The 17,245-nt window shown below is 74.2% G+C and carries 11 protein-coding genes; 10 read left to right on the forward strand and 1 reads right to left on the reverse strand.

Translation table 11 applies throughout. The annotated features are described in order from the left end of the window. Position 1: 1 nt before the first annotated feature. From ABT170_RS16725 to ABT170_RS16770, 10 genes are all read left to right on the forward strand, one after another. Positions 2-1,843 carry an AfsR/SARP family transcriptional regulator gene (locus ABT170_RS16725; RefSeq protein WP_351868030.1) on the forward strand — a complete coding sequence of 614 codons (1,842 nt, stop codon included), beginning with the start codon at positions 2-4 and terminating at the stop codon, positions 1,841-1,843. Positions 1,844-1,847: 4 nt separating this feature from the next. Beyond that, positions 1,848-4,151 (forward strand): TOMM precursor leader peptide-binding protein, encoded by a 2,304-nt coding sequence (locus ABT170_RS16730; protein ID WP_329943757.1) that lies wholly within the window; start codon positions 1,848-1,850, stop codon positions 4,149-4,151. Beyond that, the gene (locus ABT170_RS16735) at positions 4,141-6,252 is read left to right on the forward strand and encodes a TOMM precursor leader peptide-binding protein (protein ID WP_351868034.1); all 2,112 of its coding nucleotides are present in this window, start codon (positions 4,141-4,143) and stop codon (positions 6,250-6,252) included. The genes ABT170_RS16730 and ABT170_RS16735 overlap by 11 nt, the downstream gene beginning before the upstream one ends. A 14-nt stretch (positions 6,253-6,266) precedes the next feature. Next, positions 6,267-7,880, forward strand: a complete 1,614-nt coding sequence (locus ABT170_RS16740; RefSeq protein ID WP_329943929.1) for a SagB family peptide dehydrogenase — start codon at positions 6,267-6,269, stop codon at positions 7,878-7,880. Between the two features lie 16 nt (positions 7,881-7,896). After that, a complete protein-coding gene (locus tag ABT170_RS16745; RefSeq protein WP_351868037.1) occupies positions 7,897-10,641 on the forward strand; it encodes a lantibiotic dehydratase in 2,745 nt (914 codons plus the stop codon). Further along, positions 10,638-11,732: a lantibiotic dehydratase C-terminal domain-containing protein gene (locus ABT170_RS16750; RefSeq protein ID WP_329943754.1), complete on the forward strand. Its 1,095-nt coding sequence runs from the start codon at positions 10,638-10,640 to the stop codon at positions 11,730-11,732. Before ABT170_RS16745 ends, ABT170_RS16750 begins: the two co-directional genes overlap by 4 nt. Continuing rightward, positions 11,729-12,862: a M50 family metallopeptidase gene (locus ABT170_RS16755; protein WP_329943753.1), complete on the forward strand. Its 1,134-nt coding sequence runs from the start codon at positions 11,729-11,731 to the stop codon at positions 12,860-12,862. Before ABT170_RS16750 ends, ABT170_RS16755 begins: the two co-directional genes overlap by 4 nt. A gap of 22 nt (positions 12,863-12,884) precedes the next feature. Then, on the forward strand, positions 12,885-13,880 hold the full coding sequence (locus ABT170_RS16760) for an ABC transporter ATP-binding protein (protein WP_351868041.1): 996 nt from the start codon (positions 12,885-12,887) through the stop codon (positions 13,878-13,880). 131 nt (positions 13,881-14,011) lie between these two features. Further along, positions 14,012-14,767: an ABC transporter permease gene (locus tag ABT170_RS16765; RefSeq protein ID WP_351868044.1), complete on the forward strand. Its 756-nt coding sequence runs from the start codon at positions 14,012-14,014 to the stop codon at positions 14,765-14,767. Beyond that, positions 14,764-16,734: a TOMM precursor leader peptide-binding protein gene (locus ABT170_RS16770; protein WP_329943750.1), complete on the forward strand. Its 1,971-nt coding sequence runs from the start codon at positions 14,764-14,766 to the stop codon at positions 16,732-16,734. Before ABT170_RS16765 ends, ABT170_RS16770 begins: the two co-directional genes overlap by 4 nt. Before the next feature lie 120 nt (positions 16,735-16,854). Here the strand turns inward: ABT170_RS16770 and ABT170_RS16775 are convergent, their stop codons facing one another. Then, positions 16,855-17,031 (reverse strand): thiazolylpeptide-type bacteriocin, encoded by a 177-nt coding sequence (locus ABT170_RS16775; RefSeq protein WP_073726004.1) that lies wholly within the window; start codon positions 17,029-17,031, stop codon positions 16,855-16,857. Between the last annotated feature and the right edge of the window lie 214 nt (positions 17,032-17,245).

Raw genomic sequence — 17,245 nt, forward strand, 5'->3', positions numbered from 1 at the left:
GATGCGGTTTCAGCTCCTCGGGCCGCTGGCCCTCGCGGACGGCCCCGACACCGTCGTACTCCAGCCGTCGAAGCCCACGATCCTGCTCGCCGCCCTCCTGCTGCACGCCAACTCCGTGGTGTCCGCCGAATATCTCCAGCGGGCCGTCTGGGGCGAGGAGCAGCCCGCCACCGCCAAGGCCGCCCTCCAGACCTGTGTGCTGCGGCTGCGCCGGCTGTTCACCAAGCACGGGGTCACCGAGACCGCGATCGAAGCGGTGCCCGGCGGCTACCGGATCACCGCCGCACCGCACACCCTGGACCTCCTCGGCTTCCGCGACCAGGTACGCCGGGCCGTGGCCCTGTCCGAGGACCCGGAGGCGGAGCTCTACACACTCAAGGACGCGCTGTCGCTCTGGCAGGGCTCCCTGCTCGCCAATGTGCGCTCCGACGTCCTGCACCGGGACGAGGTGCCACGGCTCGCGGAGGAGCGGCTGCGCGGCGTGGAGCGGGTCTGCGACCTGCTGCTGGGGCTGGGGCGCTGCGGAGAGGCGCTCGTCGAACTGTGGACCGCTACGCGCGTATATCCCGGGCACGAACGGTTCCACGAGCAGCTGATCGAGGCGCTCTACCGGACCGGACGGCAGTCCCAGGCACTCGCCGAGTACCGCAGGGTCAAGGGCTTCCTCCTGGACGAACTGGGAGTGGACCCGTCGCCCGCCCTGCGGCAGCTGGAGCTGGCGATCCTGCGCGGCGAGGACCTGGGAAGGGCGGACACCGCCTCCCTGCCCGCCCCCGCCCGAGGGCCCGCCCCCGCGCTGGGGCCCGCGCCGGGGCCCGGCTCCGCGCGGGGTCCCGCCTCCGCCGTCCGGGTCGTCGAGGGGGAGGTCGTCGACGCCCCCGGGGTCCAGCCCGTGCCCCCCGTCCCCCACTTCACCGGGCGCGAGGCCGAGACGGCCGCCATGGTCGCCCGGCTCACGGCGGCGGCCGAACCCGGCGCGAAGGACCGGCAGCCGCTCGCCGTCCTGGTGTCGGGCGCGCCCGGCATCGGCAAGTCGGCGCTCGCCCACCAGGTCGCCCACCTGGTGCGGGACTCCTTCCCGGCCGGCCGGCTGCTCGTCCGGATGACCCGGCCCGACGGTGAACCGCGCCGTGTCCCCGAGGTCGTGGCCGAGGTGTCGCAGGCCCTGCGCTCCGGGAGCGCGGGCGAACGCGCCCTGCTCGTCCTCGACGACGTGGTGGACGCCGATCAGGTGCGCCCGCTGCTGCTCCCGGCCGACGGCCCCGCCATCGCCGTCGTCGTCACCAGCCGGATGGGACTGGCCGGACTCATCGCCACCCACGGGGGCTGGGTGCACCGGCTCTCCGCCTTCACGGAGGCGGAGTCCCACGCCCTGCTGCTGGCCGCGCTCGGCGCCGAACGCGTCGAGGCGGAACCCGTGGCCGCCCGCCGGCTGGCCGCGCTCTGCGGACACTTCCCCGCCGCCCTGCGCATCCTGACCGCCCGGCTGGTGACCCGGCCGGGGCTGGAGCTCGGCCACGCCGTCGACTGGCTGGGCGAGGACCCGCTCGCCCGGCTCACCCTGACCGACTCCCCGGGCCTGTCCGTCTCCGGTCTGTTCGACCGGGCGATCGACCGGCTCGACCCCCGGCTGTCCGAGGCGCTGTTCCGGGTCGGGGCGGGCCCGCCGGACATCCCGGTGACCGGGGACACCGCACCGGAGACCGAAGCCGTGCTGGAGCAACTGGCCGACGCCGGACTGCTGGAGGACGGCCCGCCCGGCCCGTACCGCATCCATGCCCTGCTCCGCGCCCACATACGAAGAACCGCCCGGATCCGCATCCGCCGCACAGAGAAGGTGTGAACCCATGGCCGAGAGTGCCGAAGCCGCCGCAGCAGTAGCAGGCGAAGCCGTAGCCGCAGGCGGAGCAGCCGCCACGACCGGGACGCCGGCCGGGAAGGGGACCGGGGCGTTCGACTCGCTGGCCGGGACCCGGCCGCGCATCCGCCAGGACGTGCTGTTCACCGAGACCCCCGGCGGGGTGCTCTTCCACAACGCCGACGGCGGCTTCCATCTGACCGGCCGCACCGCCTACCGCTTCGCCTCCCTCGTCGTCCCGCACCTGACCGGCCACCACCGGCTCTCCGAACTCTGCGCGGGCTTCGGACCGGCCCAGCGCGCGATGGCCGCCGAGCTCGTCAAGACCCTGTACGCCCGGGGGTTCGCCCGTGACATACCGGCGGCGGACGGCACGGCACAGCCCCTGCCGGACGGGGTCGCCGAGCGGTTCGCGGCCCAGATCGCCTACGTCGACCACTACGCCGACGGCGCTCCGGAACGCTTCGCCCGCTTCCGCGCCACCCGCGTCGCCGTCCTCGGCGACGACGAGGTGGCCCGCTGGTGCGCGCTGAGCCTGGTGCGCAACGGGTGCGTCCGGATCGGCACGGCCGCCGCGTTCGACGACGTCACCGCCGAGGCGGCCGGGGCGGGCGCGCACATCGGGCGGATCGTCCCGGACACGGACGCCGGACAGGGCGCCCCCGGCACCGGGCCGGAGGCCGGCTGGGCGGCGCTCGACGGCTACGACGTGGTCGTGGTGACCGGCGCCGGGGCCGGCGCGCGCACCCACCGCCTGCTGGCCGCCGGAGTGCCCGAGGGCCGGACCCTGATCCCCGCCTGGTCGTTCGGCCGCCGTCTCGTCGTCGGCCCGCTCGCCACCGCCACCTCCACCGGCTGCTGGTCCTGCGCGGTCCTGCGGCTGGGCGGCAACGTGGCTCCCGGGCCCGCCGCCGAACTCTGGGGCGAGGCCGCGGGCGCGGTCACGGCCTCGGGGAACGCGCTGTCCGGCCCGGTCGCCGCGATGGTCGGCAACCTCCTCGGCTACGAGATCTTCCGCATCGCCACCGGCGCCCTGCCCGCGGAGACGGACGGCCAGGTCCTCGTCCAGGACCTGGAGTCGCTCGATGTGATGGCCGAGCCGGTCCAGCCCCACCCCCGCTGTCTCCGCTGCGCCGCCCTCGACGACCGCGAGCCCGACGCGCTGCCGCCGGGCCTGGCGCTCCCCGTCACCCCGACCGTGGAGACCGCCCGCGACGCGGAGGCGCTGGTCGAGGACCTCAACCGGATCAGCACGGCACTGGTACGCCCGTTCACCGGGATCTTCAGCCGGTACGACGACGAGAGCCTGACCCAGACCCCGTTGAAGATCAGCCGGGTCGAGGTGGCGCTCGGGGCCGGGGTGCGGCGCCGGATCGCCGCGTTCGACGTGCACCATCTGGCGGGCGCGCGGATGCGGGCGCTGTACGCGGCGGCGGAGGCGTACGTCGAGCACGTCGTGCCGGTGGAGACCGCGGACACCGAGGCCGCCGCCGGTGAGGGCGCGGCGGACCTCGTACTCGCCCCGGAGGCGCTGACCACCGGGGGCGGCACCGGCGTACGCCCGCGGGCCTGGGTCACCGCGACCTCATTGATCGGCAAGGAGCCGGTCAGGGTGCCCGCCGCCGCGGTGCGCACCTTCGGCGCCCACAACCGGGACCGGCTGCACCTGGCGACCTCGGCCGGATCGGGCGCGGGCGGCAGCGCGCGGGAGGCGGCGGGACGCGGCCTGATGTCGGCGCTCGCGCACGACGCGCTGCTCCGGGCCGTCCGGGGCACCACCGGGGTGAGCCCGGTGGCGGCCGACGCGGCCGACCCGGAACTGGTGTTCCTGCTGAAGTCGGCGGCCAACCTGGATGTCTCGGTGGAGCTTCTCGACCTGGGCGAGGCGGCCCGTACCTCGGCCCATGTGGTGCTGGCCCGCGAGGCGGACAGCGGCCCGGCGGGCGGGCGCTGGGCGGTCGGGGCCGGTCTGTCGCGGCGCACGGCGGCCTGCTCCGCCCTGCGGGACCTGCTCGGTCAGGTGCAGCTGGCCGCCGAGGACCCGGATGCCGAACCGGACCTGGGCGACCCGCTGCTGGGTGACTTCGCCGCCGGGACGGTCGCGGTGACGGGGGAGTCCGTCGCCGCGGAGGGGGAGACGACCACCTTCGAGGCGGTCCTCGACCGGCTGCGGGAGGCCGGGCGCGACGCCCTGTATGTGTCCACCACCCCGGCCGACCTCCCGGCGGGCGGCATCAGCACCGCCCGGGTGCTCCTCACCGTGGACGGCGAGGGCGGCCCCGATGCCCGTTGAGACCGCGGACGCCGTACTCGCGGAGTCCACCCGTCTGCTCGCGGGGCTCATCGGGGAGGGGCTGGCCCGGCACCTCGGTGACCCGCCGCCGCTGGACGTCGCACCGCTGGGCGTGCACGACGCCTTCGCGGGCGGTACGGGGGCCGGGAGCGTCGCACCGGACGGGACCCCGCCGGTCGCCGTCGCACCGGACGGGGCGCGGACGGACGCCGTCGCACCGGACGGGACCCGGATGCCCGCCGTGCCGGTCCGCTACTACGGACAGCACGCCGTCGTCGGTCCCTTCCCGGCATCCGCGACCGCCCCGGACGAGGGTGCCGGGGCGCCGCAGCCCTGCGCGCGCTGTCTGGACCGGCGCTGGCAGGGAGTCCGCTCCGTCGCCCTGCGCGAGGCGCTGGAGCTCGGCTCCGGCACCCGGGCGGCCGGGGAGAGCCCCTATGTCACCCCGTTCGGCGCCGAGACCCTCGCGGGGGTCATCGCCGCCCGGCTGAGCGGAACCGGTCCGGACACCGGCGCCTTCCCCTTCGTCCACCTCGTCGATCTGCGGACCCTCGTGGTCCGCGGCTATCCGCTCGTCCCCGACCCGGAGTGCCCCGACTGCGGCCGTCCGGAGCCGGACACCGAGGAGGCCGCCACGCTCGTCCTGCGGCCCGCGCCCAAGCGGAAGCCCGGCAGCTTCCGGGTCCGGGACATCGCCGACTACGAGCTGCCCGTCGAGCCGTACGCCAACCCGGTCTGCGGCTCGCTGGGCCCGTCCGTCGTCCGGGACATCGCCTCCGCCTCCACCTCCGCCACCATCGGCCGCTTCTCGATGCGTTCGGGGGAGTACCTCCGCGAGACGTTCTGGGGCGGCCACGCCGACACCTTCGCCGAGAGCCTGCGCATCGGGGTCCTGGAAGGCCTTGAGCGGTACGCGGGCATGCGGTCCCGGGCCAAGCGCGCCCAGGTGCGCGACTCCCTGCACGGCCTGCGCGGGCGCGGCGAGCACGCGCTCGACCCACGGGTCTGCGGGCTGTACTCGGACGCCTTCCACCGGGCCAACCCCCGGGTCACCCCGTTCACCCCGGACCGGCGAATCCCCTGGGTGCGCGGCTACTCGCTGCGCGACCACCGCACGGTCCTGGTCCCGGAGGTGCTCACGTACTACCACGCCCCCGGCCTGGAGAACCGCTTCGTGCAGGAGAGCTCCAACGGCTGCGCGTCCGGCGGCTGTCTGGAGGAGGCCGTCTACTTCGGGCTGATGGAGGTCGTGGAGCGCGACGCGTTCCTGCTCGCCTGGTACGGGCGGGCCGCCCTGCCCGAGATCGACGTGCGCACCAGCGCCCGTCCGGCCACCCGGCGGATGGTGGACCGGCTGGAGATGTACGGCTACGAGGCCCGCTTCTTCGACACCCGGATCACCTTCCCCGTACCCGTCGTCACGGGTGTCGCCGTGCGCCCGGACGGCGGGCCGGGCCGGATGTGCTTCGGCGCGGGGGCCGGGCTCGACCCGGAAGCGGCGCTGGCCGGCGCGCTCTGCGAGATCGCCACGGACGCCGTGAACCTCCAGGGGCGCACCGAACGCGACGAGGCGCGGCTGCGCGCCATGGCCTACGACTTCGACAAGGTCGAGGCGCTGCACGACCACCCGCTGGCCTACGGCATCCCGGAGATGGGCGACAACGCCCACTTCCTGCTCGGCGAACCGGGAGCGCCGCGCCCGCCGAAGCGGTCCTTCGCCGAGCTGTACGGAGCCGGAGCAGAAGCCGGCACCGGACCAGGTGCCGCGGGCGCGGGCGCGGGCGGTGACCGGAGCGGCGGGCGGCACCCGGTGATCCCGGTCTCCGACGACCTGCGGGAGGACCTGGGGCGGTGTGTGGACGCCGTCACCGGGGCCGGGTTCGACGTGATCGTCGTCGACCAGACCATGCCGGAACAGCGTGCCCTGGGCCTGACCACCGTCTCCGTCATCGTGCCGGGGCTGCTGCCGATCGACTTCGGCTGGAGCCGGCAGCGGGCGCTCGGCATGCCCCGGCTGCGCACCGCGCTGCGCGAGGCGGGGCTGCGCGGCACCGACCTCACCGACGCCGACCTCAACCCCGCGCCCCATCCCTTCCCGTGACCAAGGAGCTCGCCATGGGGTACGCCCATGAATACGCCGCCGCGATCATGCAGCGCGGCCGGGTCCCGATGGACCCCGCGGATTTCGTACCGAACTGGTCGGACGGACCGCGCAAGGCCAAGTTCTACCCGGGGGCCGACAGCCTGCCGCTGCCCGCCGCCGACTACCCGGCACACGCGACGCTCGACCGCGGCCTGGCCCAGGACGGCGGCGCGGAGGGGGAGTTCGACCTGTCCGTCCTCTCCGGGATGCTCCGGGACTCCTACGGGCTCACCGGCCGCCGGCTCGGTGTCCAGGCCAACACGGACCTGAGCGCCCTGCCCCACTACCCGCTCGCCAACTGGTCCCGGGGTTCCGCCTCCGGCGGCGGCCTGTACCCCGTGAGCGTCTACTGGGTCTCCGGCGCCGCCGGGCCCGTACCGCCCGGGGTGCACTACTACTCCACCCGGCACCACACCATGCAGCGGCTGCTCACCGGCGATGTGTCGGGCGAGGTACGGGCCGCGCTGGGGGAGGGGGCCCCGGGGCCCGCCACCGATCAGTACCTGGTGCTCGGCGTCAAGTACTGGCAGAACTCCTTCAAGTACAACAACTTCTCCTTCCACGCCGTCTCCATGGACGTCGGCGCCTGTGTGCAGACCTGGCGGCTGTGGGCCGGTGCCAGGGGCCTCGCGGTCGAGCCCGCGCTCTGGTTCGACGAGGAGCGCCTCGCCTCGCTGCTCGGGGTGAGCACCCGGGAGGAGGGCATCTTCGCCGTCGTCCCCCTGAAGTGGGCGGGCGCGGCGGACCGGCCCGGAGCGGCGGGCGCGGCGGACGGCCCGGCCGGTGACCGGCCCGCCACCGCTCCCGTCTCCGTGCGGCGCCGCGATGTCGAGCGCTCCCGCACCGTCCTCGCCTTCGACGCGCTGGAGAGGATGCAGGCGGTCACCTCCGCCCGCGCCGCCACCCGCCCCGCCCCGGACGCGCTGGCCCCGGCCGCCGCGCACCCCGCGGACCCCGCGCTCCCCGAGGTGGCGCTCGTGCCCGCGCGGGCGCTGGAGACCGACGTACGCACCGCCCTGCGCGCCCGGCGCAGCAGCTTCGGCCGCTTCGACGCGCAACGGCCGGTGAGCCAGGAGCAGTTGGCCACCTGTCTCGCCGCGGCCACCACCGGATCGCGGATCGGCGGGGACACGGGCGGCACCCGGCTGGCGAAGCTGTACGCGTTCGTCAGCCATGTCGAGGGGCTGGCCCCCGGCAGCTACGCGTACGACCCCGAGGCGCACAGCCTGCGGCTGATCAAGGAGGGGCGGCCGGGGGAGTTCCTCCAGAAGAACTACTTCCTCTCCAACTACAACCTGGAGCAGGCGGGCGCGGTCCTGGTGCCCACGGTCCGTACGACCGCCGTCCTGGACGCGGTCGGCGACCGGGGCTACCGCCTGGTCAACGCCGCCATCGGGGCCGTCGCGCAGAGCGTGTACACCGCGGCGTCCGCGGTCGACCTCGGCTGCGGGGTGGCGCTCGGCTTCGACAACATCTCGTACATCGAGGAACTGGGCCTCGCGGAGACGGGCGAAGCGCCACTGCTGATCATGATGGTCGGCAACGAACGGCCCGCCCCCGCCGACTTCCGCTACGAGATCGCCTGAGCCGGGGGTACGGACGATGAAGCAGAATCCCGCGAATCCCGCGAATCCCGCCAACCCCGCAGTCACCCGGCCCGCGTTCATGCTGCGCGTCGCCGGGCTGCCCGTCGAGAGCGTGCGGGCACTGCGCTGCCCCGGGAGCCGTCGCTGGGCCGACGACATGCTCGACACGACGGAGCGGCTGAGCCGGGGCGCCGAGGCGGTCGGCGACCAGCTGCACGGGCTGATCGGCGGCAGCGACGACGAGCCGCTGCGCCGCGCCCTGCTGAAGCTCCGCCGGGACGTCTTCAACAACCGGCTGCCGCAGGCCGACGCGGCCGACCGGGCGCTGGCCCTGGTCCGCGGCCTCGACCCGGCGGCCGGTGACACGCTGGCCGACTGGCTGGCCGGCCGGCGCGGGCTCGACGAGCGCCGGAGCGAGGGCGCCGCCCTGCTCGCCGCCGAGACCGGCCGCAGCCGCGCCGAACTGCGCCGGCTGGCGGGGGAGGACCGGCTGCGCAAGGGCCTGCTGCTGGCCTCGCCCACCCTGGACGCCCAGCTGGGCGCCTTCATCCACCGGGCGGCGGACGGTCCGCCCGACAAGAAGCAGCGCAAGATCGAACGCTCGCTGCTCTCCTACCTCTACCGGACCGTCTGCAAGACCAGCCCGTTCTCCACCTTCACCGGCGTCGCGCTCGGCTCACTCGACGGTGACGGCGGGCTGGACGTACGGGTCGGGGCGGACTGGCGGGGGCAGGTGCGGCTCAATGTCGTCGCCCTCGGCCGGCTCGCCGACGCCGTGATCGCCGACCCGGTGCGCCGGGCCGATCTGCCGGTCGCCCTCGCCTCCGGCTGGGGCCGTGACGACGACCGGGTGCGCTATGTCCGCCGCTGGGTCACGGCGGGCGACGACGACACCGCCGTGACCTTCGACGCGGTGAAGGACCGGCTGTTCTTCCTGCGGCGCAGCGGCACCCTGGAGCGCCTGCTCGGCCTCTTCGAGGAGCGCGGCACCCTGCGCTACGGCGAGCTCTCCGGCTGGCTGGCGACGGACCGGGGCGCCACCGAGGAGGAATGCGCGCAGTACCTCCAGGCGCTCCTGGACCTCGGCATGGTCCAGGTGCCGTGCCTGCGGACGGAGGTGCACGACACCGACCCGCTGCGCGCGTTCCAGGGTTCGCTGCGGGGCCTGGGGCGGCCCTGGGCGGACCGGCTCGCGGACCGGCTGGAGGGGGCCGCCGCCCGCGTCGAGCGCTTCGCGGACGCCTCCCCGGACGAACGGCGCGCGCTCCTCGCGGAGTTGCGGGACGAGCTGATCCGGGTCCAGGAGGAGGAGCTGGGTGCCGCACGCGCGAAGGTCCCGCAGACCCTGCTGTACGAGGACGTGGCGGCCGGGCGCGAGGTGACGATGGACCCGGCGGCCTGGCAGGAGCTGGCCGCCGGACCGCTGGGCGCGGTGGAGCGGATTCTGCCCGCGTTCGATCTGACGCTGCCGCAGCGGATCACCTTCAAGGGCTTCTTCCTCGCCCGGTACGGGCAGGGCGGACGCTGCGACGACCTGCTGAAACTCGTGCACGACTTCCACGAGGACTTCTTCGACCAGTACATGTCGTTCACCGCCGGGCACACCACCTTCGACGCCGAGGGCACCTATGTGCCGGAGGTGAACTGGCTCGGCCAGCCGCAGCTGAAGGCCCTGGACGCGGCACGGCAGACGTTCGTGGAGCGGATGCGGGCCCTGTGGGAGTCGACGGAGCCGGGCTGCGGCGAGGTGCGTGTCGACGAGGACTTCCTCGCCGCCGTTGCCGGGCAACTCGACCCGCTCGCACCGGGATTCGCCCCGATGAGCCACCATCTCCAGCTGGTGGACCGGCCCGGCGACCCGCTGGTCGTCCTCAACCGCTCGTACGGCGGGGTGTCCTTCCCGTTCAGCCGTTTCACGCACCTCTTCGACGGACACGGCACCGGCGCCGAGACCGGCACCCTTGACGCGCGGCTGCTCGCGGGCGCGGAGGACATCGTGCCCGAGGGCGCCGTCCTCGCCGAGATCACCGGCGGACCCGTCACCAGCAACCTCAACCTGCACGGGCGCCTCACCCGGTACGAGATCGTCTGCCCGGGGGAGCGCGGCACCCTGCCCGGGGAATTCCGGCTGGACCTCGACGACCTCCACCTCGTCCACGACCCGGACGAGGACCGGCTGATCCTGCGCTCCACCCGGCTGGGGCGCGAGGTCATCCCCGTGTACCTGGGCTATCTCGTACCGCTGGCCCTGCCCGAACTGCCCCGCACGCTCCTGCTGCTCTCCCCGACCTCGATGGCCCCGCTCAATGTGTGGGGCGGCGTTCCCGAGGGCGCTCCGGTCGGCGGGGTGACCGGGCGGCCGAGGGTGCGCCACGGCAGCGTCGTGCTGAGCCGCCGCAGCTGGAGCGCCCCCGCCGCCGTACTGCCGCTGCGCGGGCCGGGGGTGGCCGAGGACGTCTGGTTCCTCGGCTGGCACGGCTTCCGGCGGGCCCACGGGCTGCCGGACCGGGTGTTCGCGACCGTGTCGGACACCGGGGCGCGGGGCGCGACCGGCGCCAAGCCGCAGTACCTCGACTTCGACAGCCCGCTCTCCCTGTCGGCGTTCGAGGCGCTCCTGAAGTCCCCGCAGGCGCGTGTGGTGTTCCGGGAGATGCTGCCCGACGAGGACGGACTGCACACCGTGTCCGCCCGGGGCCGCCATGTCGCCGAACTGGCCGTGGAGACGGCCGTACCCGTCCGAAGGAGTACCCAGACCCCATGAACGTCCCCACCGCCGCGACCGCGTCCACCGCCGGCCCGGCCACACCCCCGGGCCCCTGGCAGGCCCTGCACATCTTCTACGCCGCCAACCCGCGCCCCCTGCTCCTGCACTGCGTCCGCCCGCTGGTCGACGAGCTGGAGGCGGACGGGCTCCTCGCCGGGTACTTCTTCATCAACTACTGGCTGGAGGGACCGCACGTACGCCTCAGGCTCCGGCCCTCCTCGCCGGCCGCCGCCGAGGAGGTGACGCGCCGCGCCGAGCGGGCCGTGGACGCCTTCCTGGCCGAGCGCCCGGCGCTGTACGAGGTGGACTCCGGTTTCCTCAACGACTTCTACAACACGCTCTTCGAGATCGAGTTCCCCGGCAGCGAGCGCGGCCACTACATGGACGACCAGGGCCGGATGAACCTCCGCCCGAACAACTCGCGCCATGCGATGCCCTACGAGCCGGAGTACGGGAAGTACGGCGGCCCGGCCGGGATCGAGCTGGCCGAATGGCACTTCCGTCACTCCAGTGACCTGGTCATCGACGCCTTCCGCTCCAAGAACCTCCATCTGCGCACCGTGCTGCTGGGCACCTCCGCCCAGCTGATGATGGTCATGTCCGCGACCTTCCTCCCGGACCGCACCGAGCTGGCGGACTACCTGGACAGCTACTACGAGTTCTGGCACAAGGCCTTCCCCGGCACCGGGTTCATCGGCACCGAGGAGTACGACCGCAACTACGCGGCGATGGCCGCCGGACTCACCGCGCGCTTCGAGCGCGTCATGGCCGCCACCGCCGGGGGCGCCCGGGAGGACGGGGGCGTACGGGAGGCCGGGGAGCCGGCCGTTCTGCCCGGGTTCCTGGGCGGCTGGGCCGAGCACTGCGCCGAACTGCGCGACCGGGCCCGCAAGCTGACCGCCGACGGCGACCTCGTCTTCCGCTCGTGGGACGGGGAGCGCGACGAACTGGTCACCGACCCGGCCCGCTCGCTGCCGCTGCTCCTGTCCCCGTACATGCATATGACCAACAACCGCCTCCACGTCACCATCAGGGACGAGGCCTATCTCAGCCATGTGCTGGGGCGGGCCCTGCGGGGGACCGCGTGAGCACCCCCGGGGCCCTGGCCGAGTACCGCCCCGCGCTCCGGCCCCGGGTGCTGCTCAGCGACGCGCTGCTGGACGGCGCCGCCACCGTGCATCTGATCAAGGACACGGACAGCGGCAACTCCTTCAAGGTCGGCACCAAGGAACACTTCCTCATCGCCCGGATGGACGGGGAGCGCAGCCTGAAGGAGATCGGCGAGGAGTACGCCGCGCGGTACGGGCGCAGGCTGGCGGACGCCAACTGGCAGCAGATCCTGCGGATGCTGGGCTCGCGCGGCCTGCTCGCCGGGGCGCCCGCGCCGGCCGCTGCGGCGGGTGCGCCCGCTGCCGCGGCGGGGGCGGCCCCGGCGGGCCCGCCCGCCCGGAGTCTCCTGCGCGGCAGTCTGCGGCTGGTCGCCGACGCGGACGCCACCACCGCCCGGCTGCACCGGGCGGTCGGCTTCCTGCTCGCGCCGGGGTGGCTGATACCCCTGCTGGCCATGGTCGTGGCGATGGAGGCCGTCGTCGTTCTGAGGGCCGGTGAACTGCTCCTCGCCGTACGGGAGCTGTTCACCAACCCGGTGCTGCTGACCGGGGCCGCCACGCTGCTGTGGCTGAGCACGGCCCTGCACGAGCTGGCGCACGGGGTCGTCGCACGGCACTACGGCGGCCGGGTCGCGGAGATCGGGCTGCGCTGGCGGCTGCCCGTCGTGATCATGTACTGCACGGTGGACAACTATCTTTATCTGGGCAGCCGTTGGCGCAGGATCGGCACGGCGGTCGCGGGCGCGGTGATGAACCTGGTCTTCCTCCTGCCGTTCTGCGCCCTGTGGCTGTTCGCCCCGCTCGACGACGCCACGCACGACGCGCTGGCCGGTCTGCTGCTGCTCGGCAGCGTCCAGGCGTTCGCGATGCTCGTGCCCTTCCCGCCGCTGGACGGCTACAAGATCGCGAGCCAGCTGGCCGGGGCGACCGGGCTCGCCGCCTCGGCCGGCGCGTATCTGCGGCTCGTCGTCCGGCGCGACCCGGCGGCGGCCGGCTACCCGCGCCGGGCCCGGATCGCCTATCCCGCCTACGGGATCGGCTCGCTGCTCGTCCTCGCCGCGATCGTCGCAGCGGCCGTGGCCGCCGCCCACCACCTGCTGACGGCCTGATGCCCCTCCCAAGGAGAGTTCCATGACCCCCACCACCCCCCGCTCCGCCCCGGACTCCCCGGGTTCCGCGGACTCCCCGGCCGTCCTCCTGGAGGGCGTGCACAAGACGTACGGCGACACCCGGGCCGTCGACGGGGTGTCCTTCACGGTCGCCCGCGGGGAGTTCTTCGGTCTGCTCGGCCCCAACGGGGCGGGCAAGACGACCCTCATCGAGATCATGGAGGGCCAGCGCAGGGCGGACGCCGGGACGGTGACCGTGCTCGGCACGAGTCCCTGGCCGAGGAACGTCGCCCTGCTGCCGCGGCTGGGCGTACAGACCCAGGCGTCGGCGTTCTTCGTCCGGCTGACCGCCCGCGAGCACCTGTGCACCATGGCGGCCCTCTACCGCTGCGACACGGCGGCGGCCGAACGGGCCCTCGCCTCCGTCGGGCTCACCGAGCAGGGCGACACCCGGGTGGACGACCTCTCCGGCGGCCAGCGCCAGCGGCTCGCCATCGCCTCCGCCCTGGTCCACGACCCCGAGCTGATCTTCCTGGACGAGCCGACCGCGGCCCTCGACCCGCAGGCCCGCCGCGCCCTGTGGCAGGTGCTCCGCGATCTGAAGGGGGCGGGCCGCACCATCGTCTACACCACCCACCACCTCGACGAGGCCGAGGCGCTCTGCGACCGCGTAGCGATCATGGTCGGCGGCAAGGTCGCCGCCCTCGACAGCCCCGCCCGGCTGATCGCGGCGGGCAGCCCCACCACCCGTCTGCTGGTCCCGGCGGGCCGGCTCACCCTCGCCGCGGCGCTGGCGATCCCCGGTGTGGACCGGGCGGCCGAGGAGGCCGACGCGATCGTGCTGGAAACCCTCGAATCGGGCCGGGTACTGGCCGCCGTCGACGAGATCACCGGGCTCCAGGGCGTCCAGACGCGCACCGCGAGCCTCGAAGACGTCTATCTCGCGCTGACCGGTGCGGGTACGGGCGTGGGCGCGAGCGAGGGCGCGGGCGCGGGTGCCGGCGCCCCGCAGCCGTAGGCCGTGTCCCCCCGCCCCCGCCCCGCACCAGTCCCGGCCCCCGGCCCCCGGCAGCCGTGCGGCAACGCGCCCCGGCCACCGGGTCACCCTGGCAGCCCCGCCCTTCCCAGCGATATACGGAGACACCCCCGATGAGCGCATACGCCGCGCTGAGCCAGGCCGGATACCGGGCCTGTACGCGTGACCGGACGACCCTCTTCTTCACCTTCGCCTTCCCGCTGATCTTCCTGGTGGTCTTCGGGCTGATCTTCCACGGCCAGACGGTCGAGCAGAGCGGAAAGCCCTACATCAACTACATCGCCCCCGGTGTGCTGTCCTGGGGCGTGGGCAACGCCGCCGTCTTCGGCGTCGGCTTCACCCTCATGCAGTGGCGCCGCGACGACATCCTGCGGCTCATCCGGATGACCCCCACCCCGGTCTCCTCGGTCCTGGCCTCCCGCTATGTGCTGGCGCTCGGCATCGGAGCCGTACAGGCCGTGCTGTTCGTGGCGGTGGCGCTGCTGCCCTCGTTCGGCCTCGAACTGGACGGCCGCTGGCCGCTCGCGCTGCCCGTGCTGATCCTCGGGATCACCGCGTTCCTCGCCATGGGCGTCATCGTCGGCAGCTACGCGAAGACGCCGGAGGCGGTCGCCGCCGTCGCCAACTGCCTGATGATCCCGATGGCCTTCCTGTCCGGCTCGTTCTTCCCGCTGGACGCCATGCCCGGCTGGATGCAGAGCCTCTCCCGGGTCCTGCCGCTGCGCTACCTCAACGACGGCATCTCCGGCGCCGTCACCGGGCGCGGCTCCCTCGCCGACATCGGCATCGCCTGCGCGGTGCTCGCCGGATTCGCGCTCGTCCTCGGCGCCGTCGCGCTCAGGACCTTCCGCTGGAGCGACAAGTCATGACCGCCACGACGGTGCACACGGCAGCCGCGTCCACCCCGCTCGACGCGGCCCGCACCCACCTCCAGTCCGCGCTCTCCCGGCTCCACGAGCGGTCGCCCGCGCCCGGCCTGCCCGCCCCCCGCGTCGTCCCGCTGGGCGCCGCCGACACCCTCGGCTTCGGCCACCCCGACCCGTACGCCGCCGCCCGCCCCGCGGCGAACGTCCAGCTCACCGCGCGGGCCGTGCTGATCGGCCCCTGGGGCGGCGGGGACGACGACAGCGCCTGCGGCCAGTGCCTCGCCATGCGCTGGCAGCGGCTGCGCAGCCGCTCCGAGCGCGAGGCACTCGAACTCGGCCACGAACCGCACGGCGCCATCCACTGGCCGGTGCTCACCGGCTACGCGGTGGACGCCGTCTGGGCCACGTACCGGGCCGTCCTGTCCGGCGGGCGCACCCGGCCCACCGACACCACCGCCACCGCGGCCGACCGCGCGCTGCCCCAGGTCACCCGGGTCGACCTCGGCACGCTCGCCACGGCCACCTTCCCGCTGCTGCCCGAACCGCTGTGCCCCGTCTGCGTCCACGAGGTGCCGGACACCGAGGCCGCCGCACGGATGCGGCTGATCCCCAGCCCCAAGCCCGACCCGGACGGCTACCGGCTGCGCTCCCTCGACTCCTACCCCCTGCCGACCGCCGCCCTCGCCAACCCCGTCTGCGGCGCGCTCGGTTCCGACACCTGGATCAACCCGGCGTCCACCACCACGGCACCGGTCGCCGGCACCCACTTCGTACGCGGCTACGCCGGACTCAACGACGTCACCTGGAGCGGCCAGGCCAACCGGTACTCCACCAGCCGCACCCTCGCCTACCTGGAGGGACTGGAGCGCTACGCGGGCACCCACCGCAGGCGCGGCACCTCACCCGTCGTCGACTCGTACACGAACCTGGCGGACCGGGCGCTGAACCCGGCGGACTGCGGTTTCTACGCGCCCGAGACCTACGCGCGCGACCACCTCGTCAGCCCCTTCGACCCGGACCGGGCGATCCCCTGGGTCTGGGGCCACTCGCTGCGCGACGACCGCCCGATCCTCGTTCCCGCGCGGCTCGCCCACTACAGCGCCGGAGTGGAGGCCGACAACTTCGTCTTCGAGTGCTCCAACGGCTGTGCCACCGGCGGAAGCCTGGAGGAGGCCATCCTCTTCGGGCTCCTGGAGCTCGTCGAGCGGGACGCCTTCCTGCTCGCCTGGTACGGGCGGGTCCGGCCGGCCGCGATCGACCTCGGCTCCTGCCGCTCCCCGGCCGTCCGCTCCATGCTCGACCGCGCCGCGCTGCACGGCTACGACGTGCACGCCTTCGACACGCGGATGGACCTCGCGGTACCGGTCGTGACCGCGCTCGCGGTGCGCCGGGACGGCGGGTACGGCACCCTCTCGTTCAGCGCGGCGGCCGGCTTCGACCCGGAGGGCACGGTGGAGGCGGCGCTGTCCGAGGTCCTCACCTACATCCCGCACCTGCCCTACCAGGTGGCCGAGCGGCGGAGCGAACTGGAGGCCATGGCACAGGACTTCACCAAGGTGCTGCACCTCAAGGACCACGCCCAGCTCTACGGTCTGCCCTCGATGACCGGGCACGCCCGCGAATACCTGGAGCCCACGGTGGTGGCCCCGCTGGAGGAGACGTTCGCCGACTGGGAGCCGACGCGGCCCCGCACGGGCGATCTGCTGGACGATCTGCGGCTGCTGCGCGACCAGCTGACGGCGGCGGGGTACGACGTGATCGCCGTCGACCAGACGACGCCCGAGCAGCGCCGGATGGGCCTGCACACGGTCTCGACCACCGTCCCCGGGCTGCTGCCGCTGGACTTCGGCTGGACCAGGCAGCGGGCGCTGCACATGCCCCGGCTGCGCACCGCGCTGCGGGTGGCGGGCCACCGCGGCGACGACCTGCCGGAGGCGGAGATCAAGGCCGTCCCGCACCCGTTCCCGTGACCGCACCCGCCCCGGCGGCCGAATCCGGTCCCGGTCCCGGCGCCTTACGGCCGGCAGCCCCCTCCGTAGTACGGAGGGGGCTGCCGGAGGTGCGTCGAACGCGCTGTTCCCGGTGGGGGATCAGGCGCAGCAGGACGTGGTGCTGGTGGTGCTGGAGCAGGTCGACGTCGAGGAGGACGAGGTCGAACCGGCGAGGACGACCTCGACCGCGTCCGAGTAGTCCGAGATCTCGAAGGTCTCCGACTCCAGCTCCAGGATCTCGTCGGCGAGGGTCGCGAGCTCAGTCTTGGGGGCCATGGTGTTCTCCCTGGTGTCGGGGGGACCGGCCGGCGGCTCCGGCGCTGTTCCCCTGCGGTGGGTCCATTGCAGGCTCCGCCGCTGTCAGATCGGCCCGGCATTCGCTGTCACCTCGCTGGCATCCGGTGACAGCGGAACGGCGGGGCGCTGACGGCGGGTCGGCGCAGGCTCGTACTCCTGGTACCGCTCCGCCCCTCGCACGCCCCGCACCCCT

Source organism: Streptomyces sp. NPDC001787, from assembly GCF_040297465.1.
Lineage (GTDB): Bacteria > Actinomycetota > Actinomycetes > Streptomycetales > Streptomycetaceae > Streptomyces.

Excerpts from the sequence above, each read along its gene's own strand:
- ABT170_RS16725 (WP_351868030.1), top strand. The coding sequence starts at position 2 with ATGCGGTTTCAGCTCCTCGGGCCGCTGGCCCTCGCGGACGGCCCCGAC.
- ABT170_RS16730 (WP_329943757.1), top strand. The coding sequence starts at position 1,848 with ATGGCCGAGAGTGCCGAAGCCGCCGCAGCAGTAGCAGGCGAAGCCGTA.
- ABT170_RS16735 (WP_351868034.1), top strand. The coding sequence starts at position 4,141 with ATGCCCGTTGAGACCGCGGACGCCGTACTCGCGGAGTCCACCCGTCTG.
- ABT170_RS16740 (WP_329943929.1), top strand. The coding sequence starts at position 6,267 with ATGGGGTACGCCCATGAATACGCCGCCGCGATCATGCAGCGCGGCCGG.
- ABT170_RS16745 (WP_351868037.1), top strand. The coding sequence starts at position 7,897 with ATGAAGCAGAATCCCGCGAATCCCGCGAATCCCGCCAACCCCGCAGTC.
- ABT170_RS16750 (WP_329943754.1), top strand. The coding sequence starts at position 10,638 with ATGAACGTCCCCACCGCCGCGACCGCGTCCACCGCCGGCCCGGCCACA.
- ABT170_RS16760 (WP_351868041.1), top strand. The coding sequence starts at position 12,885 with ATGACCCCCACCACCCCCCGCTCCGCCCCGGACTCCCCGGGTTCCGCG.
- ABT170_RS16765 (WP_351868044.1), top strand. The coding sequence starts at position 14,012 with ATGAGCGCATACGCCGCGCTGAGCCAGGCCGGATACCGGGCCTGTACG.
- ABT170_RS16770 (WP_329943750.1), top strand. The coding sequence starts at position 14,764 with ATGACCGCCACGACGGTGCACACGGCAGCCGCGTCCACCCCGCTCGAC.
- ABT170_RS16775 (WP_073726004.1), bottom strand. The coding sequence starts at position 17,031 with ATGGCCCCCAAGACTGAGCTCGCGACCCTCGCCGACGAGATCCTGGAG.